22 protein-coding genes, 9 tRNA genes and 1 rRNA gene are annotated in these 25,072 nt (G+C 40.6%); 24 read left to right on the top strand and 8 right to left on the bottom strand.

Translation table 11 applies throughout. The annotated features are described in order from the left end of the window. Positions 1-163: 163 nt before the first annotated feature. The 3 genes from uptA to mgtE all read right to left on the bottom strand — a co-directional run bounded on the left by uptA (position 164) and on the right by mgtE (position 3,799). Positions 164-757 (bottom strand): undecaprenyl phosphate transporter UptA, encoded by a 594-nt coding sequence (gene uptA / locus M3183_RS24400; RefSeq protein WP_251474019.1) that lies wholly within the window; start codon positions 755-757, stop codon positions 164-166. 143 nt (positions 758-900) lie between these two features. Continuing rightward, positions 901-2,088 (bottom strand): FtsW/RodA/SpoVE family cell cycle protein, encoded by a 1,188-nt coding sequence (locus M3183_RS24395; RefSeq protein WP_251474017.1) that lies wholly within the window; start codon positions 2,086-2,088, stop codon positions 901-903. A 352-nt stretch (positions 2,089-2,440) separates the two neighbouring features. Then, entirely contained in the window at positions 2,441-3,799 is a 1,359-nt protein-coding gene (gene mgtE, locus M3183_RS24390; RefSeq protein ID WP_251474026.1) for a magnesium transporter, read from the bottom strand. A gap of 293 nt (positions 3,800-4,092) precedes the next feature. Between mgtE and M3183_RS24385 the strand changes: the two genes are divergently transcribed. The 4 genes from M3183_RS24385 to M3183_RS24370 all read left to right on the top strand — a co-directional run bounded on the left by M3183_RS24385 (position 4,093) and on the right by M3183_RS24370 (position 9,394). After that, positions 4,093-4,869 (top strand): hypothetical protein, encoded by a 777-nt coding sequence (locus M3183_RS24385; RefSeq protein ID WP_251474007.1) that lies wholly within the window; start codon positions 4,093-4,095, stop codon positions 4,867-4,869. Between the two features lie 204 nt (positions 4,870-5,073). Next, a complete protein-coding gene (locus tag M3183_RS24380; RefSeq protein ID WP_251474004.1) occupies positions 5,074-6,150 on the top strand; it encodes a D-alanine--D-alanine ligase in 1,077 nt (358 codons plus the stop codon). A 66-nt stretch (positions 6,151-6,216) separates the two neighbouring features. Then, positions 6,217-7,596, top strand: coding sequence for a UDP-N-acetylmuramoyl-tripeptide--D-alanyl-D-alanine ligase (locus M3183_RS24375; RefSeq protein ID WP_251474002.1), 1,380 nt, complete (start codon positions 6,217-6,219; stop codon positions 7,594-7,596). 307 nt (positions 7,597-7,903) lie between these two features. Further along, entirely contained in the window at positions 7,904-9,394 is a 1,491-nt protein-coding gene (locus M3183_RS24370; RefSeq protein ID WP_251473999.1) for a degradosome RNA helicase CshA, read from the top strand. A gap of 24 nt (positions 9,395-9,418) precedes the next feature. On the opposite strand, the gene M3183_RS24365 is transcribed toward M3183_RS24370, so the two are convergent. The 3 genes from M3183_RS24365 to M3183_RS24355 form a co-directional block, all read right to left on the bottom strand. Then, the gene (locus M3183_RS24365; RefSeq protein ID WP_251474021.1) at positions 9,419-10,516 is read right to left on the bottom strand and encodes a GerAB/ArcD/ProY family transporter; all 1,098 of its coding nucleotides are present in this window, start codon (positions 10,514-10,516) and stop codon (positions 9,419-9,421) included. Between the two features lie 231 nt (positions 10,517-10,747). Then, the gene (locus tag M3183_RS24360) at positions 10,748-11,908 is read right to left on the bottom strand and encodes a Ger(x)C family spore germination protein (protein WP_251473989.1); all 1,161 of its coding nucleotides are present in this window, start codon (positions 11,906-11,908) and stop codon (positions 10,748-10,750) included. After that, positions 11,908-13,461 (bottom strand): spore germination protein, encoded by a 1,554-nt coding sequence (locus M3183_RS24355; protein WP_251473987.1) that lies wholly within the window; start codon positions 13,459-13,461, stop codon positions 11,908-11,910. The genes M3183_RS24360 and M3183_RS24355 overlap by 1 nt, the downstream gene beginning before the upstream one ends. 130 nt (positions 13,462-13,591) lie before the next feature. Here M3183_RS24355 and M3183_RS24350 point away from each other — a divergent pair, with 130 nt between their 5' ends. Continuing rightward, a complete protein-coding gene (locus M3183_RS24350; protein ID WP_251473985.1) occupies positions 13,592-14,071 on the top strand; it encodes a PH domain-containing protein in 480 nt (159 codons plus the stop codon). Further along, a complete protein-coding gene (locus M3183_RS24345; RefSeq protein ID WP_251473982.1) occupies positions 14,061-15,506 on the top strand; it encodes a PH domain-containing protein in 1,446 nt (481 codons plus the stop codon). Before M3183_RS24350 ends, M3183_RS24345 begins: the two co-directional genes overlap by 11 nt. A gap of 318 nt (positions 15,507-15,824) precedes the next feature. On the opposite strand, the gene M3183_RS24340 is transcribed toward M3183_RS24345, so the two are convergent. Further along, positions 15,825-16,415 (bottom strand): rhomboid family intramembrane serine protease, encoded by a 591-nt coding sequence (locus M3183_RS24340; RefSeq protein ID WP_251473966.1) that lies wholly within the window; start codon positions 16,413-16,415, stop codon positions 15,825-15,827. 92 nt (positions 16,416-16,507) lie between these two features. Here M3183_RS24340 and acpS point away from each other — a divergent pair, with 92 nt between their 5' ends. The 7 genes from acpS to M3183_RS24310 all read left to right on the top strand — a co-directional run bounded on the left by acpS (position 16,508) and on the right by M3183_RS24310 (position 22,890). Next, entirely contained in the window at positions 16,508-16,858 is a 351-nt protein-coding gene (gene acpS / locus M3183_RS24335; RefSeq protein ID WP_251473964.1) for a holo-ACP synthase, read from the top strand. Positions 16,859-17,079: 221 nt separating this feature from the next. Next, positions 17,080-18,084: a LolA family protein gene (locus tag M3183_RS24330; RefSeq protein ID WP_251473963.1), complete on the top strand. Its 1,005-nt coding sequence runs from the start codon at positions 17,080-17,082 to the stop codon at positions 18,082-18,084. Between the two features lie 197 nt (positions 18,085-18,281). Beyond that, positions 18,282-19,445, top strand: coding sequence for an alanine racemase (alr, locus tag M3183_RS24325; RefSeq protein ID WP_251473961.1), 1,164 nt, complete (start codon positions 18,282-18,284; stop codon positions 19,443-19,445). Between the two features lie 268 nt (positions 19,446-19,713). After that, a complete protein-coding gene (locus M3183_RS24320) occupies positions 19,714-19,995 on the top strand; it encodes a CopG family ribbon-helix-helix protein (protein ID WP_251473959.1) in 282 nt (93 codons plus the stop codon). A 4-nt stretch (positions 19,996-19,999) separates the two neighbouring features. After that, on the top strand, positions 20,000-20,350 hold the full coding sequence (locus tag M3183_RS24315; RefSeq protein ID WP_042454575.1) for a type II toxin-antitoxin system PemK/MazF family toxin: 351 nt from the start codon (positions 20,000-20,002) through the stop codon (positions 20,348-20,350). 147 nt (positions 20,351-20,497) lie between these two features. Next, a complete protein-coding gene (locus M3183_RS27230; RefSeq protein WP_285881020.1) occupies positions 20,498-20,626 on the top strand; it encodes a hypothetical protein in 129 nt (42 codons plus the stop codon). A gap of 77 nt (positions 20,627-20,703) precedes the next feature. After that, complete coding sequence (locus M3183_RS24310) at positions 20,704-22,890, top strand: Tex family protein (protein ID WP_251473957.1); 2,187 nt, start codon at positions 20,704-20,706, stop codon at positions 22,888-22,890. Positions 22,891-23,026: 136 nt separating this feature from the next. Here M3183_RS24310 and cmpA read toward each other — a convergent pair whose 3' ends face one another. Continuing rightward, complete coding sequence (cmpA, locus tag M3183_RS24305; RefSeq protein WP_251473955.1) at positions 23,027-23,152, bottom strand: cortex morphogenetic protein CmpA; 126 nt, start codon at positions 23,150-23,152, stop codon at positions 23,027-23,029. Positions 23,153-23,248: 96 nt separating this feature from the next. On the opposite strand from cmpA, the gene M3183_RS24300 reads away from it, so the two are divergent. The 11 genes from M3183_RS24300 to M3183_RS24250 all read left to right on the top strand — a co-directional run. Further along, positions 23,249-23,725, top strand: coding sequence for a SprT family protein (locus M3183_RS24300; RefSeq protein WP_251473952.1), 477 nt, complete (start codon positions 23,249-23,251; stop codon positions 23,723-23,725). 107 nt (positions 23,726-23,832) lie between these two features. Next, positions 23,833-23,907 (top strand) — tRNA-Asn (locus M3183_RS24295). A 4-nt stretch (positions 23,908-23,911) separates the two neighbouring features. After that, positions 23,912-24,002: transfer RNA gene (locus M3183_RS24290), tRNA-Ser, on the top strand. Between the two features lie 26 nt (positions 24,003-24,028). Next, positions 24,029-24,100, top strand: a tRNA-Glu gene (locus tag M3183_RS24285). A gap of 97 nt (positions 24,101-24,197) precedes the next feature. Further along, positions 24,198-24,272, top strand: a tRNA-Gln gene (locus M3183_RS24280). An 11-nt stretch (positions 24,273-24,283) separates the two neighbouring features. Further along, a tRNA-Leu gene (locus tag M3183_RS24275) sits at positions 24,284-24,368 on the top strand. 60 nt (positions 24,369-24,428) lie between these two features. Then, positions 24,429-24,514, top strand: a tRNA-Leu gene (locus M3183_RS24270). A gap of 59 nt (positions 24,515-24,573) precedes the next feature. Next, positions 24,574-24,650: transfer RNA gene (locus tag M3183_RS24265), tRNA-Arg, on the top strand. Between the two features lie 7 nt (positions 24,651-24,657). Continuing rightward, positions 24,658-24,734, top strand: a tRNA-Pro gene (locus M3183_RS24260). Between the two features lie 16 nt (positions 24,735-24,750). Continuing rightward, positions 24,751-24,824 (top strand) — tRNA-Gly (locus tag M3183_RS24255). 121 nt (positions 24,825-24,945) lie between these two features. Further along, a 16S ribosomal RNA gene (locus M3183_RS24250) occupies positions 24,946-25,072 on the top strand; the annotation flags it as partial.

Raw genomic sequence — 25,072 nt, 5'->3', positions numbered from 1 at the left:
ATAAGTGGAATATATATCCCACTTAATCAAAAAAGCGACTCAAAATTCAACCTTTTGGAATTCTTGAGTCGTCTTTTTTTTATATTTTATTTTGTCTCCTAAAAAATCGAAGATTTTCAGTGGCCTCGACTAAATCGTAAGGGGGGCAATACTTTCATAAGACCTAATCATTGGTCTTCCTCGTCTTTTGAATTAAAAAGTAAATCACGCCAATGACCAATGCGGCAATGATGATTGGCATTACATATGGTTGTGCATATTCCTTGATGTGGGACCAGTTGCTGCCTAATACTTCTCCTAAATAAAGGAATAGGACCGTCCACGGGACAATTGCTGCAACGGTATAAAGCGTAAATTTGGAAATCGGCATTTTGGCAATTCCAGCTGGTATGGAGATCGCATGACGTACCACTGGAATGAATCTTGCCGTAAAAATAACACCGGCGCCATATTTTCTGAACCAATGTTCGGCAACGTCAATCTGTTTCTTTTTAATTAAAATGTATTTTCCGTATTTCTCTAAAAACGGCCGGCCGCCGTAATATCCAGCCCAATACAAAAAAAGCTGAGCCAGTGTACCGCCGATGGTGCCGGCGATGATCGCCCCAAAATAATTGAGATGACCTTGAGAAATCATATATCCCCCATATCCCAAAACGATTTCGCTGGGGATAATTTCAATCATTAGGCCTAAAGCAATGCCGAAGTATCCTAATTGTGATAAAAAGTCTAATATTGAAAAAATAAATTCCTTCATAGCGCACCCTTTACTTATGTATTCCATCTCATTTAGTGTATTACAGTTTGTCTCATTATGAAATATATATATGGCTGTTTATAGGAAACATTCCTTCACCGGCATAAATATATGGCGGCATGTCTTAAACGCCGCCACACCCTTTACGCGCTCATTGATTTCTTTGATGAAAACATATAGTTTTGATGATGATAGTGAATGCTGTATACCAGTCCCATTGCAAACATGTTGCCCATTAACGAGCTGCCGCCGTAACTGATGAACGGCAGCGGAATTCCGGTAATCGGCAGCACCTGGATGGTCATACCGATATTTTGGAAAACATGGAAGGTGATCATGCTGATAATCCCGGTACAGATATACGTATTAAAAGAATCATTCGTTTCCAGCGCTGTTTTAATCAAATGATAAATCAATAGGAAAAACAGGCTGATGACAATGCTCCCGCCAATAAAGCCGTACTCCTCGCCAATCACGCTGAAAATAAAATCAGTATGGGCCTCCGGAACATATACCTCACCATGACGAAATCCTTTGCCGGAAATCATGCCTGATCCGATAGCGCTGAGTGATTTTACCAAGTGGTAGCTTGAACCGCTGGCATATGTGTAGGGATCAAGCCAGGAGTATATCCGGTTAAACTGATAGGTTTGAACATGGAGATACTTTTCCAGCAGGTCAGGCCTTACTAAAACGAGATAAATAATGAAGCCGCCTATTGAAGCACCGGCCCCGTATATCGGTAAAATAATTCTCCATGAAATCCCGGAAACAAGAATAACCCCAGTAACAATGGATAAAATCACAAGTCCTGTCCCTAAATCCGGTTGAAGCATAATTAGGGCAAATGGGACAAAAGCCGTAAACCCCAGCTTTAAAAGTAAGGCAAAATCAGTTTTGAATGATTTTACTATATATTTTTCATGGTGAGAGGTAATGACCCTGCTAAGAGCTAAGATTAAAAAGACTTTTACAAATTCTGAAGGCTGGATTTGACCAATCCCAGGAATGACAAACCAGCTTTTAGCCCCGTTTCGGTAAGGAGCAATACTTTCAGGAGCAATATAAACGGCAATCAGTAAAAAAAGGCCAAATCCATATAAAATCCAGCTAAGTTTTTTTAATTGAAAACTATCAAAGAAAATAGTGATGGAGATAATGATGGCACCGACAACATACCAAACGGCCTGCATAAGCATAAAATTTCTGCCAGCGTACTGTCCAGTAGACTGTGCACTATAAATGGCGGCACAGCTGATCAGAAAAAAGAGAAACAACAGCAGTGTAAGACTCCAGTCAAAGCGATCTGACTTTTTTATATACTTTTCCAAAGACTTCACCTAATTTACATCCAATTAAGGAAATATCCTCCTATTCAGCCTAACACAGATGATGACAACTAAGGTAAAAATCACACTCTTATATACATAACGATTTTTCTAACGGAAAGGTTTCAATTTTTGCAAAAAAGAACAGGTAGGAGACTTTGGAAACTGCCAGCTCCAGCGTCCAGCCGGTTTCATCCCAGATACACTCTGAGCAGCACCAGGCCGGATAATCTGCAGCCCTAAAAGTCAAGGCCTTCAAAGGCCGGGAGGATATTTTGCCGGGACTGACCACTAAGGAAAGCTTCTAAGCAGATCTGCATTACCGGAACAGGCTTTGCCTATTGCATTTTTCTTTTTACATCAAATATTGAATAAAAATCGTGGCAATCCCGAAATAGGTGAGTAAGGAAAAAATATCATTTAAAGTGGTAATTAGCGGGCCCGATGCTACAGCCGGGTCAATATTTAAGCGGTAAAGAATAAGCGGGATTACGGTTCCAGCCAGTGTGCCAATAATCAGGGTGAAAAATAAGGAGCACCCGACAACCATTCCTAAAATAAAATTCCCCTGCCAAATATATGCGATGATGGAAATTAAAATAGCACAGGTGATGCCTATGGTTATTCCAACCCCAAATTCCCTCATAATTAATCGAAATACTACTTTTTTATTTATATCGTAAGAAATCAGACCGCGGACCACAACGGCCAATGACTGTGTTCCAGTGTTCCCTGTCATGCCGGCAATCATGGGCATAAAAAAGGCAAGTGCAACCACTTTTTGCAATGTGTCTTCAAACCCGCTCATAATACCGCCTGAGATGAGACCGATAAATAACAGCAAAATAAGCCAGGGAAGGCGCCTTGCCGCGGCAACCATGGTTTTTGTCTCAAAATCAATGGCTTTACCTGATGCTGCTAATTTTTCAATATCCTCATTTGCTTCTTTAATTACGACGTCAATGACATCATCAACTGTAACAATTCCAACAAGAACATGGTCTTCATTTACAACCGGAACAGCAATAAAGTCATAGCGTTCAACTGTTTTAGCAACGATCTCCTGGTCTGTGGTTACGGTAACAGAAATTACGCGTTCATACATAATTTCACAAATTTTTTCTCCAGGGTCTGCTAAAAGCAGGTCACGGTAAGATACAACCCCAACTAATCTTCGTGCCCCATCAATGACATACAAATAATTAAGAGATTCAGCAAACTCTGCGAAGGATTTAAGCTTTTCAACCGCTTCTCTGACAGTATCATAGTTGCGAATCCAGACGAAACGGTTCGTCATAATCCGCCCAGCTGTTTCTGGCGGATATTTCATAATATCCTGGACAGCATTTGACTCCATTTTATTCATTTCCGAAAGGAGTGAGTTCTTTTTCTCGGGAGACAGTTCGTGAAGCAGTGTAGCCAAGTCATCATTATCCATTAAATCCAATACTTCGCTGGACTTTTCAACCCCAAGCATATTTAGTAAGTCGAGCTGTTCTTCTTTATCAAGCTCCTCCATTAAATCAGCAAGGACATCTGATTTTAAAAATAAAAGAAACCGGGCTTTATGTTTTTCAGGCAGCTCCTGGTAAATCTGCGCCACATCATAAGGATGGAGCTCATTAATGATTATTTCAAATTCAGCTTTCTTATTTTCCTTTAATGTTTTGATAATATATAAGTCAATCTCATCCTGTGTCATATTTTTAATCAAGTTCTTCACCTCTTCCTCCTGCGCCATGGGAACAATAAAATAAGTCCTAAAACAATTAATAATTAGGAATAGTATGTGTAACTCTAAAGCAAATTCCTGTTTTATAAAAAATTACAAATTTGTTAATGATAGCTTATTATTTGTAAATAAAATGAAATAAGCTATTTGACCTATAATTTGTTAAAATGAGTAAGTATGAACTAAATGTATGGAAGTTTTTGGTACTTCCTTCCAAATATTATTTATGATTTTGAGAATTGTCGGCACATTTCTCAGGAACGGAGGAGTTTATCTTGAAAAAGCATCATCAAGATATTCGGGATCTCATTTATATTCATTTAAACCAAACTGACCAGTATGTTATATCTCATGGTATCGAATTTGCTGAGTTTATTTCAACATTTTCTGGTTCCTTAAATAATCTTCTGCTGTTAGCACACCGTTTTGATGATGCTGATTTTAACATGCACACATTATTGGAGTATTGTCCGGTCGATAGAATTCATAAACTGGCTGCGGAAAATGTTTATAGTTATGGGAATTTTTGCTGGATCGATTTCCTGGAAGAAGAGGTGTTGAATGAACTTACCGGACAGGAAATGGCAGAGTTGTTATATCTAGGCCACCATAAGCATCATTTGAAGCTTCCTTTTTATAACAAGTTAGGCAATCGTTTTGTTTATTTATCCAATGATGATGGATGGTTTAATAAAACGTATTACCGGAGCTTTAAGGATTTCTTTCAGCTGCTGAGTGAAGTCATCTCCCATAAGCTTGGTGAGATGAAACCGGAGAAGTCCCTTCTAGGAATCAGGAAAAAACGCACGTATCCTCAGGTAAATAAAGAAATCCTGCTTTCATTAACACCATTCATCAAAGAAGGGATTTGTATTTCATTAAGGGATGCTGACCATCAGCGTACGAAGATAGAAATCCCCATTTGGGTGATTGGGGATTTTGCGAATATGGATGACATGTATGAAGAATATTTACAGGTTTCACATGAAATGTACCATGCCAAAATTATTTTCGATAAAAAGACAAAAGAATGGAAGCTGAATGTGATGTGACATTCTTTTTGCCCGACCAGCCTAAGGAATGAGGCTGGTATTCTTTTTTTACGGTAAATTTCTGAGAAATGTTTTTAAGCAAGCAGTCCAGTTCATAAAATGAGACATGAGAACGATTTTTTCCCAATGAAAAAGAAGTACAATAATTCTTTATGGTCCGATAAAATGGTAAAATAATATGGAGTAAAAAATGGAGGTATCCAAATGAAAACGAAATTAGGCTTATTGTACGGAGGAAAATCTGCAGAACATAAAGTCTCCTTACAAACAGCTTTAGCTGTCATTAAAGCATTAGATCTTGAAAAGTTTGAAATTCATCCAATTTACATAAATATTGAAGGACACTGGATCAAGGGGCCCGAGCTTACAGCACCAGTTGAAAACATCAAGGCACTGGAATTCTCTTCAGCTGACTCCTTGTCGAAAGCTTCTTCGGCACCGGCAATATTTGACGGCGGAGAACAAAAGGATTCCCTTGATGTTATTTTCCCGCTGCTTCATGGAACAAATGGAGAAGATGGAACTGTCCAAGGTCTTTTAGAATTGTTAAATCTGCCGTATGTAGGAAACGGTGTGCTTGCTTCTGCGGCCGGAATGGATAAAGTATTAATGAAAAACATCTTTGCCCAGGCAGGTCTTGCCCAAGTAAACTATACATTCTTTATTAAACGGGAATGGGAAAAGGACAGAGAATCAGCTTGTGTAAAGGTAGAAGCTGAACTTGGATATCCTTGCTTTGTGAAACCGGCTAATCTTGGTTCCAGTGTCGGAATCAGCAAATGCCGTAATCGGGAAGAATTGGAGGCAGCGTTTGAGGAAGCATTCCAATTTGACCGAAAAGTAATCATTGAAGAGGGTGTTACGGCACGTGAAATTGAAGTCGGCGTTCTTGGAAATGATGACCCTGAATGCTCTGTTGCCGGCGAGATTGTACCGAAAAAGGACTTCTACGATTACAATGCGAAATATGAGGATGGGAACACAGCATTGATTATTCCGGCTGATATAACGGAAGAGGAATACGGGCAGTTAACAGAAATGGCCATTCGTGCCTTTAAAGCACTTGATTGTTCTGGACTTGTCCGTGCTGATTTCTTTTTAACAAAAGAAGGGAAGTTTTTAATTAATGAGGTCAATACAATGCCAGGCTTTACACCAGTCAGTATGTTCCCATTACTGTGGAAACATACCGGGGTAGAATACCCGCAATTGATAGAACGCCTTGTTGGCCTTGCAAAAGAAAGACATGATGAGAAGCAGCAGATTAAGTATACGGTTTAATAGAAATGGCACGGCTTCAACGCCGTGTCCGTTTATTTGCAAAGTTGAAAAAGGAGGGGCAATAAAATGATTAAACGATCTTTAAAGCAAATTGCTGAAATGGTTTCGGCCCAAAATGATTGTACCCCATTTTCTGATGTACAAATTTCAGGTGTAACGATTGATTCAAGAAAAATAAAACCTGGAAATTTATTTGTTCCTTTTAAAGGAGAGCATGTTGATGGTCATAAATATGTCGAGGAAGCAATTAAGAAGGGGGCAGCTGCAGCATTTTGGCAGCAGGATATTCCAAATCCGCCAAGCAATTTGCCTATTATCATGGTAGACGACTGTCTTCAGGCCTTGCAGGAATTGGCACGTCACTATCGGCAGCAATTAGATGTGAAGGTCGTCGGGATTACCGGCAGTAATGGGAAAACAACGACGAAGGATATGACAGCAAGCTTGTTGTCCCTTAAATATAAAGTGCAGAAAACAGAAGGGAATTATAATAATCATCTTGGTCTTCCGCTGACAGTATTAGGTTTAAGTGAGGATACAGATGTAGCTGTTCTTGAAATGGGAATGAGCGGCAGAGGGGAAATTGAATTTTTAACAAAGCTGGCCTGCCCTGATGCGGTTGTCATTACAAATATCGGCGAGTCCCATTTGCTTGATCTCGGTTCAAGAGAAGCGATTGCTGAGGCGAAACTGGAGATTTTACAGGGGCTGAAACCTGGAGGTCTTGCAGTACTGCATGGCGACGAGCCGCTGTTAATGGAACGGATTAACCAATATAAAGGGAATATCGAATTACAGACGTTTGGCAGAACAGATAAAAATAATCTATATCCAATTGAGATTATACAGCTTGACCAAGGAAATCGTTTTAAGATTAATACTTCGAGTGAAACATTTGAACTTCCGGTTTTAGGGACCCATAATATTTTAAATGCGCTCGCTTCCATGTTAATTGCTCATTATTTTTCCATTCCTTATGAAGATATGAGTGAAGGGCTGCTAGGGATTAAGTTGACAAATATGCGGATGGAGCTTGTAGAAGGAAGTCATGGTGAAAGAATTATTAATGATGCCTACAATGCCAGCCCAACATCTGTGATGGCGGCGGTTGAATTAGTATCAAATCTTCAAGGATACAAGCAGAAAATCCTTGTTCTTGGCGACATGCTTGAGCTTGGGCCGGAAGAGGAGCAGTATCATGTAAAAGTTGGAGCCGGATTAAATTCTGAGCATATTGATTTGCTTTTCACTTACGGCAAACTTGGCACCCATATAGCAAATGCTGCAAAACAGGTGTTGGGAGAAACTCGTGTATTTTCATTTTTAGATAAAAATGAGTTAATCCAAAAATTGGAACAGTTTGTAAATGAAGACACATTAGTTTTGGTAAAGGCCTCACGCGGAATGAAATTAGAGGACGTTGTAAAGGCTTTACAAAGGGGTTAACTCTCGACAGCCGTGGGAAATGTTTCCACGGATGGATTCAAAAATATTGTTCGAAATGACTCAATTCAATGATTCATCGGACAAGCGCTGGCGGAAGAGCAGCAGGCGTATCCATATTGCAATATAGGTTTGAAAGTGTTATGATAAACTTCAATGTGTCTAGAGATTAATGAAAAAAGGCATACTCCTTTGGAGGAATGTCTTTTTTTTGGTAAAATAAAGATGTTACGTAAATGCAAATAGATGCGTATCCTGAGTATAGAATCAGCACTAGATATATAAAATATTTTCAAATAGATGAAGGAGAATGAAAACATTGACGAAGTTTGAAGATTTAGGTATTAGCCAGGCAACACTAAAGGCTGTCCTTCGTATGGGCTTTGAGGAAGCTACCCCAATTCAGGCGGAAACGATTCCGTTAAGCCTTGCGAATCAAGATGTCATCGGCCAGGCACAAACTGGTACAGGAAAAACGGCTGCCTTTGGTATTCCGTTAGTTGAAAAAGTAAATAAAGAAGTGGAATCCATTCAAGGGATTATTATTGCTCCAACAAGAGAACTTGCTATTCAGGTATCTGAAGAGCTGTATAAACTCGGTGCCGGAAAAAAAGTCCGTGTTCTGCCAATTTACGGCGGGCAGGATATTGGCCGCCAAATTCGCTCATTAAAGAAAGCCCCGAATATCATTGTTGGTACCCCGGGACGTCTGCTTGATCATATCAATAGAAGGACGATTCACCTGGAACATGTTCACACAGTCATTCTTGATGAAGCAGATGAAATGCTTAACATGGGATTTATCGAGGATATTGAATCCATCCTTGCTGAAATTCCAGAAGACCGTCAAACATTGCTATTCTCAGCGACAATGCCTGCACCGATACAGCGGATTGCAGAGAAATTCATGAAGAGTCCGAAAGTTGTACGGGTGAAGGCAAAGGAAATGACTGTTCCATCTATTGAACAGTATTACTTAGAGGTTCAAGAAAAAAATAAATTTGATGTCTTAACAAGACTGCTTGATATTCAATCACCGGAACTGGCGATTGTTTTTGGCCGGACAAAGCGCCGGGTTGATGAATTATCTGAAGCCTTGAATCTAAGAGGATATACAGCTGAGGGAATTCATGGTGACCTTAGCCAGGCAAAACGGATTTCCGTTCTTCGTAAATTTAAAGAAGGATCCATTGATGTTTTGGTTGCAACGGATGTAGCGGCCCGTGGACTTGATATTTCGGGTGTTACACATGTCTACAATTTTGACATTCCACAGGATCCAGAAAGCTATGTGCACCGCATAGGCCGTACCGGCCGTGCCGGAAAAACAGGTGTGGCAATGACTTTCGTAACACCGCGGGAAAAGTCTTACCTTGCCATCGTGGAAAAAACCACGAAACGGAAGATGGACCGGATGAAGCCGCCAACCCTTGATGAAGCCCTGGAAGGTCAGCAGCGGGCAGTTGTGGATAAGATTATACAAACAATCGATAACAATAATCTTCAGTATTATAAAGCGGCTGCTGAGGAATTGCTGGAGACAAATGATGCCTCCACCGTTATCGCGGCTGTCTTGAAGATGTTAACCAAAGAGCCGGATACAACACCGGTTAAATTAACAGAAGAATCACCTCTGCCGCAAAAGAGAGAGAAAAAGTCATTTGATCGCGACCGCCGCAGAAGAGATGATTCACGAGGATATAATGGTGACCGCCGTAAAAAGTCATCGTATAAGCCAAGAAGCGGTGAAAGAAGAAATGGTGGAAAACCATCATCTAAATCTAGAAGCTATAATCATTAATGGAAATAATGAAGAGCATGGACGCTAGCGTCCATGCTCTTTTTTCTTTGCGGCTTGTTTGATTGTGTCTACCACTAAATATAGTAAAGGAATAGCTTCTAAGCAATAAGAAAAGGTAGCCCATGATTGGGTATAAAAGTTGGTGATGTCTACAGAGCCGCTTGCCATATTTACGGATAATGCAACCATAACAGCCGCTAACGAAAATGTCAGAGGCCGATGATCCTTTAACCCTAAAAGCTGGGTAAGGATTTGAACAGCTATTGTAAAAACAACAGTTATTTTGATAAACACCGTTGTTGCCCAAATTGAAATCAACAAATGATCTAAATTTTGGATGAAGTCTGCAATTCGAACATAACGAATCATCTCTAACATAGGATAGGTAAGGTGGCTCGTTAAATTTGGACCGAAGAGGAGTAAGAGCCAAACAATATTTATTCCGATAAATAGTACAGAGAAAATGGTTCCCCAGATAATGGATTTCATGGTTTTATGCTTTTGGGTTAAGTATGGGAAAATAAAAAGCAAAACCAGCACTTCTCCAAAAATAGGAATTAAAAAATAGCTGCCAGCATAGATTCCGTGACCGCTGTGATTAGTAATAAAGGCCATCAGCCGGTTCCATTGTAATTCCTTCCCAATTAAAGCGAGATTCCCTATATTTGCTAAAATACAAAGATAAAATAAACCTTGAGCAATACGAAATAAATTTTCGAACCCTAATCGTGCTGTAACGGCAACGACTATTCCAAACATGACACCAACTGCCCAGTTGGGTGTTCTTGGAAGATAGGTTTGCACAATGAAATCTTCGTATTCTCTCAGAATCAGGGCGCTTATTTGCAGAAAGGAAACAAAGTATAACACCATAACAGGGATATGGATCCATGTGGGTAAAATATCCTTTCCATAGTGGGCGAAAAATTTATTAGGTCTTCGCTTTGCAAGTTTAATAACAAAAAACGCGAAAATAACCTCAGCTAAACCGCTGATACAAAGCACGAGGAACGAATCATATTGGGATGTATAGATTAGGTGATTAGCACCAAAACCAATCAATGTTGAGAAAGTAAACAAAATGAATAAAAGAAGCAGTTGATTTTGGGAAACTTGTTCCATTCTCAAAGGAATCCCCCTAACCTATCATTTTCTGTTGGATCGGTTTAAAGAAAAATTGAATCAAATCAACTGGACTAGGTATGTGAATGAATAGTGCAGTCGAAATACAATAAAAAAAGGATGCACCCATTATACAAAAGACAATCCAATAGGTCCTTTTTTTTCGGTTCTTATTTTTTAAGTATATCCACTCATAACCAAATAAAAAGAGAAAGCCAAGAATAATCAAAATCATAAATCTCTCTCCTTTTTCCAAAATGGGTTATTTTCAGCACCAAGCCGCCGGATTTGTAAATCCACGTGAACGTTTACATTAACTTGATCACGGTACACTTCTGGCCAGTCCTGCTTTACCCTTTTCCATATTTTGGGTTGATACCATGATAAGTATGCGCCGAATTGAAAAGCATCTGATTGAACCTCTTTGGAAACCTTCAAGGCGGATTCAATTCTGTTGCGGATTTGTTTTTCTGCAGTGCGCTCTAGCTGCTCCATCTCCTTTTTATCTGACAAATCAAGAGTGGAGTAGGATTCAGAAACCTCTGCCTTTGATTTGATGGATACATTAAAGGTGAGCGGTTCATTTTTATTAGGGCGGATTTTGGAATGTGCTTCTGTGACATCTAAACTAATCATATTTTGATCAATAGGAGATGGAATTGTTATTTCGGTACCTTTGATTATATTACGAAGCCAGAATGCAGCCCGCCCTGCCTTGGTATCTAATTTTCCGACCATTTTATAATCATGAAACAAAGCCATTTCCCCTGGGCTGACAAAAATCTCCTCTTTGCCGCCTTCACTTATCATCTTTATTCTTTTCTTTGATAACAAGCCGACAATCATGTCCCCATTCTCCGTCTCAAGGAAGTCCTTCGGTTTCGTATTTATTGTCACTTCTCTTTGTGTGAACGATATGGGAATGTCACTTGGAAACCGTTCAAATACAGGAGTTAATTTTTCAATATCCTTTGCCTTGCCATGTGCAATTAATAAAGCTTGGTTTATGTTTAAACTCGGTTCACGGACAATAAATTCTAAGATATCCTCAATCCCTTCCTTAGCTATTTCTTCGCTTATCACAATAATCCTTGTATGACCCCAGCTTATATTTCTAGTAAGGGTTGCTTGTATTTTTTTATAGGCTTCCGTAACTGATTTGCCAGTTCCGGACAGAAGGGCATATGGCTTTCCAGATATTCCGGTTCCCCCGAGATCACCGGGCACAAGGCGGTTAGGAAGTGTGAACGCAAGAGATACTTCCATTTGGCCGTTAGTGGCTTTGTCAACATATATCCCTATGACAAATGCGCGTTCATTAAGTTCTAATTGTGACCAGCAGCCAGTTAAAAACAAAGGGAATAGCATGCAGAGCCATTTTAACCTTTTCATTAATCTTCATCATCCTCGAGTATGGATTTATTGATGTTTGAGCGCATGCCATCATTTGAACCAGAGAATGAAGGGCGGGTCCTCATCAGCCACCATGGGACACGGATAAAGGTATCCTTTAAGTCGCTCGTTCTAAGTGGTGCTGTTGGAGATAGATAGGGCAAGCCAAAAGAACGCAGACTAACAACATGGATATATATCAAAATCGTACCAATCATTAAACCGAATATGCCAAATGTACCGGCTAATATCATAATTGGAAAACGAAGCAATCGAACCGTAAATCCTAAATCATAACCAGGTATGACGAAGGAAGCAATACCGGTAATGGAAACAATGATGACCATAATCGCTGAAACAATCCCAGCTTGTACAGCTGCCTGGCCAATGATGATTGCCCCAAGGATGCCAATTGCCTGTCCCACAGCTTTAGGAGTGCGGATCCCTGCTTCACGTAACCCCTCAAAAGCGATCTCCATTAGAAATGCTTCCACGATGCTTGGGAATGGAACATTCTCACGCGATGCGGCGACACTTAGCAGCAGGCTTGTAGGAATCATTTCCGGATGAAAGGTAGTTATCGCAATATAAAACGATGGAAATGTCAGTGAAACAATTAACCAGCCGTAGCGAAGCAGTCTGATAAAACTAGTAAGAAAATATCGTTGATAATAGTCTTCAGCAGATTGAAGAAACATGTAGAAGTTTACAGGAGCGATAAGCGGGACAGGATCCCCATCTACAAAGATGACCACCCTTCCTTCCAGCAGGGCTGCAGCCGCCACATCAGGACGCTCAGTTTTTTGTGATTGGGGAAATGGAGATAACGGTCTGTCATCGATACATTCCTCAATATAGCTGCCAGCTAAAACACCATCGATTTTAATCCTGCCGATTCTTTGCTTTATATCTTCAACTAAGTCCTCCCGGCAGACTCCCTCCAAATGACTTATGATTACCTTTGTTTTCGTATATCTGCCAATGATCAACTGGTCCATTTTAAGATTTGGAGATTTTATTCTCCGACGGACCATCGTAACATTCGTATGGATATCTTCTAGAAATGCTTCTCGTGGTCCTCTGATGACATTTTCGTTGGTTGTCTCGCTTCCGGTTCTTTTTTCAAAGCTTGTGAGAGGAAAGGCAATCATTCGGCTGTCACCTTCGAAAAAAACGATGACTTTTCCATCCAATACATTATCAACTGCTTCCTGCATATCCGTTAAAATGCTTGTGCACATTGTACTGACCGATTGTAAATCAAGTATTTTATGAATTAAGTCCCGGCCTGACTCAGCAAAATGGGGTGAAACAATATATTTTAGTACTTGGTCATCAAATAGCTGCTGATCCACCATAGCTTGTAAAAAAATGATTCCGCAGCGTGTATGATTCGCCGTTAATTCATGGAAGGTGATATCAATACTTTGGTTGAAGGTTTCTTTAAACCATTCCAAACGAGAGTCAAAATCTTCTCCTAAAAAGACCTGTCTCTTTTGTTTCTTCTCCTGTTGGTCTTGTGATCGTATTTTAAGCTTTGAAAAAATAGACATATTGTTTCACTCCGCAAACTTTTTCTTAGATTCCCCTAAAATGTAAAGTTTATTTACCAAAAGTCTTATCAATTTTTGGGTTAATTTGTATACTAGAAAAAATGGTGTTTGGGCTTAAGGAGGCAGGCTGATGGTTTTAAATCCGCAAAAAATGATTTCAAATAAAGCATTAACCGTATGGCGGATCTCCGGCATCATTAAATCGCTGATTGGCTGGGCGGTTACAGGTACTGCTTTGTTTTTATTACATATATTTGATTTGCCGTTTTGGATATCGATGATTTTGATTGTTCTTGGGGTCCTATTCCCCATCCTGGACATTTTTGTCATCCCCATGCTTAGATGGAGGAGCTATCGATATGAAGTACGCGAGGAGGAGATGGAGCTTAAGGAAGGCATCTTTACCAAGACGAGAACGTTGGTTCCAATGATTCGGGTTCAGCATGTAGATACCAATCAGGGGCCCCTTTTAAGAAAATATAAGCTTGCTTCCGTTGTGGTTCATACCGCAGCAACAGCTCATATTATTCCGGCATTAGAGGAGGAAGAGGCAGAGGAACTGCGTTTCTTTATTTCTAAATTGGCAAGGGCGGCGGAAGATGATGTCTGATTCAAAGCGGCTTCATCCGATTGTCAGCATTTTGACTGCCGGAAAAAGAGTAAGAAATATCCTTCCTTTCTTCATTACCATTCTTATTGCCGGCGGCCGTGAAAGTAAACTATCACTTTTGATTTCACTAGGAATCTCTTTGGTCATATTCATCCTTACACTTCTAACCGGCATTCTTTCCTGGCTCCGTTTTACATATAGGTTTGAAGAGAATGAGCTGCGGATTGAGTACGGTGTTTTTGTCCGTAAAAAAAGGTATATCCCGCTTGAACGGATTCAAAGCATTAACTATACGGAAGGGCTGATTCAGCAAATGTTCGGGCTTGTGAAGGTGCGGATTGAAACAGCCGGAGGCGAGAATGAGGATGAGGCAGTTTTTTCCGCGATTACGAAAGAAGAAGCTCAATTGATTCAGGAATATGTATCCACAGCTAAACAGGAAAGCAGAATAATAAAGACAGTGGAAGAGGATCAAAAGGTTTTTTCCATGTCCACTTCGGAGTTGTTAATTTTGTCTTTAACATCGGGAGGAGTCGGGGTAGTTATTTCTGCAGTCTTTGCTCTATTTTCACAGCTTGATGATTGGATTCCTTACAAAAAGATATTTGGAGGATTGGAAGAGTGGGCGCTTAAAAACATAATGGCCATAATGGTTGTTGTGTTTATTGGCTTTTTCCTCGCGTGGGTCATTTCTCTTTTTATCACAATGCTAAAGTATGCAAACTTTACTGTTGTAAGAACAGAAGGGGATTTCATTATATCGTATGGGTTGATTGAAAAGAAGCAAATGACAATTCCGTTAAGACGGATTCAAGCCATTCGAATCAAAGAAAATATCCTGCGGCAAATGATTGGCTATGCAACAGTTTACATCGTTAGTGCTGGCAGCGGTTCAGCAGAAAATCAAGAAGAGACAAAGGTAATACTGCTTCCAATTATAAGAATAAAGGACATTGCTCCATTATTACAGGAATCCTTGCCGGACTATCAGTTGGAGCCGATTCTTATTTCTCCGCCCAAACGAGCTTTGCACCGTTATATTTTTCGTACCTGGTATGTCATAGTTCCGATTGTATTGGCTTCGATTCTCTTTTTAAAGGCATGGGGAGCACTTTCGCTGGTCCTTTTTGCCGTTGGAACGATATGGGCAATATTGAAATATAAAGATGCCGGGTGGTGTCTGGAAGGAAAACAGCTTAGTCTTAGATACAGGACCATTATCAGGACAACGGTTCTGATGCAAAAAAACAGGATACAAAGCTTAAAAATGAGAGAAAACTATTTTCAGCAAAAACGGGAGCTGGGTACAATCGAGGCCTTTGTAAAATCAGGATCCGGAGATTCATGGGCCGCCGTAGTGGATTTAGAAAAAGGAGATATTCAAAAGATTTACCAATGGTATTCCAGAAAAAGACCAAAGGAGACTGCCGGCTGATAGACCGGGGTCTCCCTTTTTGGTTCAGTTAAAGTGTGGGGTTGATTTTTAATAACCTTGTTGATTGCAGCGGAAGGCACGAAGACTCCTCGTAATTGTTAACGCATTTCCTTCGTGCGCGGGCGGACTTAAGGGTGCAAAAATACAGTGCCCTGCGAGAGTACGTGCCAGGAGAGACCCCGCAGGTGTTAGAGCAGAGGAGGCTTTCCCGGAACACCCGCGATCCGCTTGTGTCTCCTTTTAACAGCTATCGCTTTTAGCCAGGCGATGCCTATGCTGCCGAAGACTTCCTTGTGGGGCGAAAATCAACAGCAAAGTTTAACAATGGTATTTTTTAAATACATACCCAAGCAAAAATCCGCCCAAAAGACCAAATAAATGGGCTGTAATATTTATATTTGGCTGGATGAAGGTCATAATGAGACTGACAACACAAAGTGTGATAATGATTTGTGAATTGTCTTTGGAAAGTTTATTCCTTTGAAATACAATCATGGCAATATAATAGCCAAATAAGCCAAAAATGGCACCGCTGGATCCGACATGCGTATAGGTCGGCGGTTCAAGAATGAGAGTAGCAATATTGGCAATAATGCCTGAGGCAAGATAAATCAATAAAAATCTGCCCCCGCCGAGCATCCGCTCTAGTGCCGGTCCAAAAAGAATCAGCGAGAAACTATTAAACAACATATGGGGAAATCCGCTATGCATAAAGGTTGGAGTAACAAGCCTCCAAATTTCTCCTTCCATAATATAAAGATTCACCCCAGAAAAATGTTCATAGAACCAATAGTTTGGGAAAATAGGTAAAATGGTTAACAGAAATAGGGCAATATGAATGGCGACAATGACTGAAACAACAGGATAAAGGCGAATAAATTCTCGAAAGCTCTCAGTTCGAGTAAACACGGATAAAAGCCTCCTCTCATAACCATCATTAACGGAAACATAGTCTTTTACACTAGTATGCTGACAAAAAATAATATAGAAGGAAGATTGTTATGATTAAAGGGATTGGAATCGATATTGTAGAACTCTCAAGGGTTCAGGAGCTTGCCGGCCGACAGCAGAAGTTTGTCGACCGGGTGTTGACAGAAAATGAAAAGCAGCGGTTCGAAAAATTATCTTCAGGCAGAAAGACAGAGTTTTTAGCGGGCAGATTTGCAGCAAAGGAAGCTTTTGCAAAGGCAGTTGGAACCGGTATTGGGAAAAAGCTTTCATTTTTAGATATTGAGATTGGCACAGATGAATGGGGCAAGCCGTTGATTGTAAGGCCAAGTGAACATGCCCATGTATCCATTTCTCACAGCCGGGACTATGCCATTGCACAGGTTATTATCGAGGAAGTATAAATTTGCTTTAAACTGGCCGGCTCTCCTATGTGGGTTCAGCGGCATAATCGTGAAAGAAGTCTGTACTTTTCTTTTTGCTAACTCTATAAGCATATTCCCCAGGGTTGTCTCATATATTCGTAAGGAATAGGAGAGACAAGGTCAGCTACGGTTAGTGTGAAGCCTGATCCCTGCCTTTCTCTTCTCAAACCAACGAAATGAGACATGAAGGGGTTGAAGGAATGAGAAAAAAGTTAATGCTGCTTATGACAGGGCTGATGGTCATCTTTATTCTCGCTGCCTGTGGCTCTAAGTCACAAGAAGATGTAGTGAACGATTTAAGGAGTAAGCAAAAGGACTTATCCAGCTATAAAGTGGATGCGAAAATGACACTGAAAATGGGGACCGATTCTCAGGTGTATGAGGTGGAAATCTGGCATAAGGATCCTGCCTATTATCGTGTGAATTTAAAGAATCCTGAAAAAGACCAAAGCCAAATGATTCTGAGGAATGACCAAGGTGTCTTCGTCTTAACACCTGCTTTGAATAAAAGCTTTAAATTCCAAAGCGATTGGCCGCAAAACAGCAGTCAAGCATATCTTTATGAATCATTAATCAAAGATATTCTTGCAGACAAAGAGGCCAAATTCACGGAGACAAAGGGAAATTATGTATTCGAAACAAAAACCCGCTATCAAAATAATAGTATGCTGCCAACCCAAGAAATTAAACTGAAAAAAGATTTATCTCCGGTCAGCGTCAAAGTCATGGATCCAGACCGAAATGCTCTTGTAACAGTTGAATTTGAAAAAGTAAAATTTAATGCAAAGTTTGATAAAGATGACTTTGATATGAAGAAAAATATGACTCGTGCTCAAATCGGCATGCCGGCTATGGCTGGCAGCGGAGAAGAATCTCTTACAGTTAAATACCCTGCTTTAGAACTAAAGGGCGCAAAACTTGTGGATGAAAAAGAAATTTCCCTTGAAAATGGCGAGCGTGTTGTTCTGACCTATGATGGCAAAAAGTCCTACACACTAGTACAGGAAAAAGTAAAAGCCAAGGAAGCTTCTACAACAATTGTTGAGGGAAATCTTGTAGATTTAGGCTTTACAATTGGCGCTGTTTCCAGTCATTCGATGACCTGGTCGCACGATGGAGTGGATTATATGATTGCCTCCAAAAATTTAACAAAGGAAGAAATGATTGAAGTAGCGAAATCCGTTCAAGCGGAAGCTGTGAAGTAATCAAACACTTCTGGCAGACTCCATCATTGGGGGTCTGCCTTTTAATTCTGGAGAATGAGCAGTTTAATAAGAATCCGACTGCCCCTATTTAATTTTGAATATGGGGGTTTAATGCTGTTTCTATCTTTAAGGTTTCAATATTTTTATGATAAAATAATAGGTGCTTTTATATACCAACTCAGGAAGTGAAACCAACCATGGAAGCACAAAAAACATTCTATCGAGATACATGGGCTGAAATAGACCTTGATAGTATTTCTAAAAACGTAACCGCTGTCAAAGGTCGTCTGCCTCAAGATGTAAACTTAATAGCAGTTGTAAAAGCAAATGCTTATGGACATGGTGATGTACAGGTGGCCAAAGCTGCGCTTGAAGCAGGAGCTGATTTCCTGGCGGTTGCTTTTTTGGACGAAGCGATTGCCCTACGGAATAAAGGGATTACTGTACCAATCCTTGTGTTAGGTGCCTCCCGTCCAGAAGATGTTCAAACAGCGGCAGAATTGAATATCACTCTGACTATTTTTCAAAAAGAGTGGCTTGAAAGGGCAAAAAATTATTTGCCCGATGATGCAAAGCTGAAGCTCCATGTTAAGGTTGATTCAGGAATGGGCCGGATTGGCGTCCGGAACAGTGAAGAATTAACCATAATTGAGAAGATGATAGAAGAGGATCATCGTCTTATATTTGAAGGCATTTTTACGCATTTTGCGACAGCAGATGAACTAGATACAACCTATTTTCAAAAGCAATTAGCTTTTTTTAAAGAAATGCTTAGTACCCTTTCTAAGAAACCCAAATATATCCATTCGAGCAATAGTGCTGCCACTATTCGCTTTAAAGAAGCTTATTTTAATACCTGCCGGCTAGGCATTGCTATGTATGGATTGACTCCGTCACCAGAAATGGAAAGGGAGATTCCATTCCCATTATTTGAAGCCTTTTCATTAAAGACCAGGCTTGTTAATGTGAAGAAACTCCATAAGGGAGATAAAGTAAGCTATGGGGCGACTTATGAAAGCGAAGGAGAAGAGTGGATTGGCACGCTTCCAATTGGCTATGCCGATGGGTGGATTCGCAAACTTTCAGGACAAGAAGTATTGGTGAATGGTGAACGTGCACCGATTGTTGGCAGAATCTGCATGGATCAGTGCATGATTAAACTTCCTGCATTTTATCCCGTTGGAACAGAAGTAACATTAATTGGACGGCAGAATGAGCAATTTATTTCTGTTAATGAAATTGCTAAAAAGCTAGAGACCATTAATTATGAAATACCATGTATCATTACCAGCCGAGTTCCGCGTGTTTACAAAAAAGATGAAAAAATAATGGATATAAAAAATGATCTTCTTCATCCGTAAGGGGTTCTAATCAAAAAATATTGGTCATAATTATGTTATCGTGTTGTAATTCGTGCATAAAAGCATGTACGATTGGCTTATAATACAATAGGAATTATATTTAGTCTATGCACGAAGAAGGAATAGTGTTATTATAAGTTATGGTATAGTTATATGATATCATGCAAGAATCGGCCCTTTTTCATATGGCCATTTACGCATGGGTAGTTTTATGTGTTTATAGATATAATTCTAAAATGGTGTGTAGTGATGGTGGAGGTGTATGTTTGTGTCTGAATCCAGCGCAACTACGGAGATCTTGGTAAAGTTACCGCAACATCTTTTAACTGAACTTGACGGGTTCGTTAAACTAGAAAATGTAAACCGCAGTGAATTTATCTACCAGGCAACAAAAATGTATTTACGCGAACGAAAACAGAGACAAATTCGCGAATCCATGAGACGTGGATATATGGAAATGGCTAAAATCAATCTAAGAATCGCATCAGAAGCATTTCAAGCAGAATATGAGGCAGAACATACTGTTGAACGTCTTGTAAGCGGAGGTTAAACCTTTGATTGTCAAGCGTGGTGACGTATATTTCGCGGACCTATCCCCAGTTGTTGGTTCTGAACAAGGCGGCGTCCGTCCTGTACTTGTCATCCAAAACGATATCGGGAATCGGTTTAGTCCCACAGTTATTATTGCAGCGATTACAGCTCAGATTCAAAAAGCGAAGCTGCCAACACATGTTGAAATTGATGCAAAACGCTACGGATTTGAACGAGACTCGGTCATCCTGTTAGAACAAATTCGTACAATCGATAAGCAGCGCTTAACCGATAAAATTACCCATCTCGATGACGAAATGATGGAGAGAGTGGATGAAGCCCTGCAAGTGAGCTTAGGTCTCATCGAATTCTAATTAAAAAATGCGCTCTTTTACGTAGAAAGAGCGCTTTTTCGTACATATCTGCCTTCGTATGCAAAGCAAGCTGAAACCAGCTTGCTTTTTAATTTGGGCTGCGGTGTGATTTTTAGGCTGTATGGGCATAGGCGGCAGGAAGGTTTGATGAAATGGATATCTGCAAGTAATTATTGGCTGTCCAATAAGAAGAATAACAGCCGCAAGCAAAGAGATGTTAGCCGCAAGTATTCAACTTCTATTTGCAAGGAAGCATATCTTATCCGCAGGCAATAACCAGACTAGATTTTCACTCTGCCTCTCCCCCTTAATAATGAAACCCTCTTGCTATTTTGATACAATGTAAAAAAAGAATGGAGGATAACAGTGTGCCAGAAACAATAGTAAAAGATGATCAGCATATTGGGAAAATTGCCGCTGAACAAGGTATATCGCCGAAACAAGTTAATAGTGTCATTTCATTAACGAATGAAGGAAATACGGTTCCGTTTATTGCCCGCTACCGTAAAGAGATGACCGGTGCTCTAGATGAAGTCCAGATCCGTAATGTTTTAGAACGGTGGCAATATCTTCAAAATCTTGATCAACGCAAAGAAGAAGTACTGCGAATCATAGCAGAGCAAGGGAAATTGACAGATGAATTACAAAAGTCCATTGTCAAAGCCGAAAAGCTGCAAGAGGTGGAGGATTTATACCGCCCATACAAACAAAAGCGTCGGACCAAAGCGACGGTTGCGAAAGAAAAAGGTCTGGAACCGCTGGCTGAATGGCTTTTGACATTTCCAACCGAAAATATCGAGAATAAAGCAAAAGAATTTTTATCAGAGGAAAAAGAAGTTCTTACTGCTGAAGATGCTGTTGCAGGAGCGAAAGATATTATTGCTGAAATGGTATCTGATGATGCAGATGGCCGTAAATGGATACGCCGGGAAACCTTTAAATCAGGCGAAGTTGTATCTGTTGTGAAGGATGCGGACAAGGACGAAAAAAATGTGTATGAAATGTACTATGAATACGAAGAACCGGTAAGCAAAATTGTTCCGCATAGAATCCTTGCATTAAACCGCGGTGAAAAGGAAGAGATTTTAAGAGTCTCAATCAAAATGAATACAGATAGAATCCTTTCTTACCTTGCTAAAAAGTGGGTGAAAAAGGACCATGTTCCTGCAGGTCAAGTTGTTTTAGCGGCTATTGAAGACGGCTATAAACGGCTTATCCAGCCATCAATTGAGCGCGAAATCCGTAATGAGTTAACGGAAAAAGCAGAAGAACAAGCAATACATATCTTTTCAGAAAATCTTAAGAATCTGTTGTTGCAGCCGCCTCTTAAAGGCAAGATGGTGCTGGGAGTTGACCCCGCATTCAGGACAGGTTGTAAGCTGGCTGTAGTAGATGAAACAGGGAAGGTTCTTAAAATTGATGTTATTTATCCGCACCCGCCTGTCAACAAATCTAAGGAAGCTCGTGAAAAGTTCATAAAAATACTGCGTGACTTTAAAATAGAAATGTGCGCCATCGGTAATGGGACAGCCTCAAGGGAAACAGAACAATTTGTAGCGGACATTTTAAAAGAAATGGATGAAGAGATCTACTACTTAATCGTAAACGAAGCGGGAGCCAGTGTATACTCTGCATCAGACCTGGCCCGGGAGGAGTTTCCAAATTTTCATGTAGAAGAAAGAAGTGCCGTATCGATTGCCCGCCGTCTGCAGGATCCGCTTGCCGAACTAGTAAAGATTGATCCAAAATCAGTAGGAGTTGGCCAATATCAGCATGATGTGTCCCAAAAACGTCTGTCCGAATCCTTGCATTTCGTCGTGGAAACTGCAGTTAACCAAGTTGGCGTCAATGTAAATACCGCTTCTGCATCCTTGTTGCAATATGTTGCCGGATTAACGAAAACGGCCGCAAATAATATTGTGAAAAAGCGGGAAGAGGAAGGGAAGTTCACCAGCCGGGTTCAATTGAAGAAAGTCCCCCGTTTAGGTGCCAAAACCTATGAGCAGGCGATAGGATTCCTTCGTGTATTGGATGGGAAACAGCCGCTTGACCGTACAGGTATCCACCCGGAAAATTATGATGAGGTGAAGAAGTTATTAACCAATCTCGGGTTTACCACAGCTGATTTAGGGACGGATGATTTGAAAAAGGCTTTAAGCGAACTTGACTTGAAGTCTGTCTCGGAAGAACTATCCATAGGGGAATTAACATTAAAGGATATAGTGGATGCACTGATGAGGCCGGAGAGGGACCCGCGTGATGAATTGCCTCGTCCATTGCTGAAAAAAGATGTTCTAAAACTGGAAGACTTAAAACCGGGTATGGAATTACAAGGAACTGTCCGAAATGTTGTTGACTTTGGTGCTTTTGTTGATATCGGGGTAAAACAGGATGGGCTTGTTCATATCTCAAAACTAAGTAATCGCTTTGTAAAGCACCCATTGGACATCGTTTCTGTAGGGGATGTTGTCACGGTTTGGGTCGATTCTGTAGATACAAAAAAAGGCCGCGTTGCACTAACGATGCTTCAGCCGTCTTAACAATGAAACACTGCTAATAAAAAAGCTGTCCAGCTTCAGCACCTAGGGACGCAAGTCTGCGGCCAATCGGTCAAGAAGACCAAAAGGCAGTCTTCCAGCCGGCTTGTCTAATGCTTGTCGCCCCCTGGTCAAGGGCTTATTGCCTTTCTAATGAGCAGTGTTTTTTTCTGTAAAAAAACCAGCATTGATTTAGCAACTTGATCTGGTAGCGGTTTTTCTCATAAAAAGCTCTCTTCATTTGGTTTTGAAACCAAGTCGGCATAATGAAACCTCCCATGATGTGGATTTTCATTAAGTGTATAAACAATATATGCTATAATAGGTTGTCACGTTCTTAAGAAGTGAGGGGAGCACGAAATTGAACGATTCAGAACTTCAATTATTGGTGGAAAAGATATCAGTGGAATCATTCGGCAGGCCATTTAAGCATCAGGCATCGTTTAATTCCAGGTTAAGAACCACCGGTGGCAGATACCTTCTTGGGACACATAATATTGAAATCAATAAAAAGTATTTAGAACAGCTTGGTGAAAAGGAATTAATTGGGATCATTAAGCATGAACTTTGCCACTATCATCTGCATCTTGAAGGAAAAGGCCACCAGCATCGTGATACGGATTTTAAACTTCTATTGAAAAAAGTAGACGCCCCCCGGTTTTGCAGCCATCTCCCGGAAGAGGTAAAGGAGAAACGATCCTCAAAAAAAATTCTATTCTATCAATGTACAAGCTGTCATCTAACCTATCAGAGGAAAAGAAGAATAGATACAAGCAGATACGTTTGTGGAAGATGCAGAGGAAGGCTGAAAAAAGTAAAAGAAGTGATTTTAAATTAAGAGAAACAGGTTCCATTAATTTCTTAAAAAAATGATATTGACTTTAGATTGTTACATAAGTATAATTGTAAGAGTCGATAAGGCGATGGTCCTATCAGTTATATTTTTCCGCAGTAGCTCAGTGGTAGAGCTATCGGCTGTTAACCGATCGGTCGTAGGTTCGAATCCTACCTGCGGAGCCATATTGGGGAAGTACTCAAGAGGCTGAAGAGGCGCCCCTGCTAAGGGTGTAGGTCGCGTAAGCGGCGCGAGGGTTCAAATCCCTCCTTCTCCGCCAGAAAATTCAGTTTATTTAACACCTAAGGCCCCTTGGTCAAGCGGTTAAGACACCGCCCTTTCACGGCGGTAACACGGGTTCGAATCCCGTAGGGGTCATCAGAAATGGGAGATGAGCATAGACCGTTTCCTGTTTCTTATTTTAGTAATATTTTTATTTTACTTATTAAAAATTATAGTGTGATAATGGGCTCGTTGGGCTATAGCCAAGCGGTAAGGCAACGGACTTTGACTCCGTCATTCGTAGGTTCGAATCCTGCTAGCCCAGCCATTCTGAATTATGCGGGTGTGGCGGAATTGGCAGACGCACCAGACTTAGGATCTGGCGCCGCAAGGCGTGGGGGTTCGACTCCCTTCACCCGCACCATTTATTTCCTCTTGAAAACCAGCAGATTATTTGTTAAGATATTCTTTGTCATTAAAAAACGCGGTCGTGGCGGAATGGCAGACGCGCTAGGTTGAGGGCCTAGTGGGGGCAACCCCGTGGAGGTTCAAGTCCTCTCGGCCGCACCAAAAAAGTCTTGACAAACCAATTTGAATGTGATATCATTTAAGAGTTGCTTTTAATGAATGCGCCCGTAGCTCAATTGGATAGAGCGTCTGACTACGGATCAGAAGGTTATGGGTTCGACTCCTTTCGGGCGCGCCATAAATTGCGGGAAATAGCTCAGCTTGGTAGAGCACTTGGTTTGGGACCAAGGGGTCGCAGGTTCGAATCCTGTTTTCCCGACCATTTCAAATAAATATATGCGGGTGTAGTTTAGTGGTAAAACCACAGCCTTCCAAGCTGTTGTTGTGGGTTCGATTCCCATCACCCGCTCCAAAATCTTAATTTTGTGATTGCTCTTTGAAAACTAAACAAACAAAAACGTCAACAAACAATAATTATTCATTTCTTAAATGAGATGAAGCCAACGTAAATTTTATGAGCTAATCAACTCAACTTTTTGGAGAGTTTGATCCTGGCTCAGGACGAACGCTGGCGGCGTGCCTAATACATGCAAGTCGAGCGAATCTTTGGGAGCTTGCTCCCAAAAGTTAGCGGCGGACGGGTGAGTAACACGTGGGCAA

The sequence above is a fragment of the Neobacillus mesonae genome (assembly GCF_023715155.1).
GTDB classification, from domain to species: domain Bacteria; phylum Bacillota; class Bacilli; order Bacillales; family Cytobacillaceae; genus Neobacillus; species Neobacillus mesonae_A.
Note: the sequence above shows the minus strand (reverse complement) of the source record. Positions and strands in the feature narration are given on the sequence as shown.

Excerpts from the sequence above, each read along its gene's own strand:
- alr (WP_251473961.1), top strand. The coding sequence starts at position 18,282 with ATGGAAGCACAAAAAACATTCTATCGAGATACATGGGCTGAAATAGAC.
- M3183_RS24355 (WP_251473987.1), bottom strand. The coding sequence starts at position 13,461 with ATGTCTATTTTTTCAAAGCTTAAAATACGATCACAAGACCAACAGGAG.
- M3183_RS24380 (WP_251474004.1), top strand. The coding sequence starts at position 5,074 with ATGAAAACGAAATTAGGCTTATTGTACGGAGGAAAATCTGCAGAACAT.
- M3183_RS24370 (WP_251473999.1), top strand. The coding sequence starts at position 7,904 with ATGAAAACATTGACGAAGTTTGAAGATTTAGGTATTAGCCAGGCAACA.
- uptA (WP_251474019.1), bottom strand. The coding sequence starts at position 757 with ATGAAGGAATTTATTTTTTCAATATTAGACTTTTTATCACAATTAGGA.
- acpS (WP_251473964.1), top strand. The coding sequence starts at position 16,508 with ATGATTAAAGGGATTGGAATCGATATTGTAGAACTCTCAAGGGTTCAG.
- M3183_RS24345 (WP_251473982.1), top strand. The coding sequence starts at position 14,061 with ATGATGTCTGATTCAAAGCGGCTTCATCCGATTGTCAGCATTTTGACT.
- M3183_RS24375 (WP_251474002.1), top strand. The coding sequence starts at position 6,217 with ATGATTAAACGATCTTTAAAGCAAATTGCTGAAATGGTTTCGGCCCAA.
- cmpA (WP_251473955.1), bottom strand. The coding sequence starts at position 23,152 with ATGCCGACTTGGTTTCAAAACCAAATGAAGAGAGCTTTTTATGAGAAA.
- M3183_RS24330 (WP_251473963.1), top strand. The coding sequence starts at position 17,080 with ATGAGAAAAAAGTTAATGCTGCTTATGACAGGGCTGATGGTCATCTTT.
- M3183_RS24365 (WP_251474021.1), bottom strand. The coding sequence starts at position 10,516 with ATGGAACAAGTTTCCCAAAATCAACTGCTTCTTTTATTCATTTTGTTT.
- M3183_RS24310 (WP_251473957.1), top strand. The coding sequence starts at position 20,704 with ATGGAGGATAACAGTGTGCCAGAAACAATAGTAAAAGATGATCAGCAT.
- M3183_RS24360 (WP_251473989.1), bottom strand. The coding sequence starts at position 11,908 with ATGAAAAGGTTAAAATGGCTCTGCATGCTATTCCCTTTGTTTTTAACT.
- M3183_RS27230 (WP_285881020.1), top strand. The coding sequence starts at position 20,498 with ATGAAATGGATATCTGCAAGTAATTATTGGCTGTCCAATAAGAAGAAT.
- M3183_RS24350 (WP_251473985.1), top strand. The coding sequence starts at position 13,592 with ATGGTTTTAAATCCGCAAAAAATGATTTCAAATAAAGCATTAACCGTA.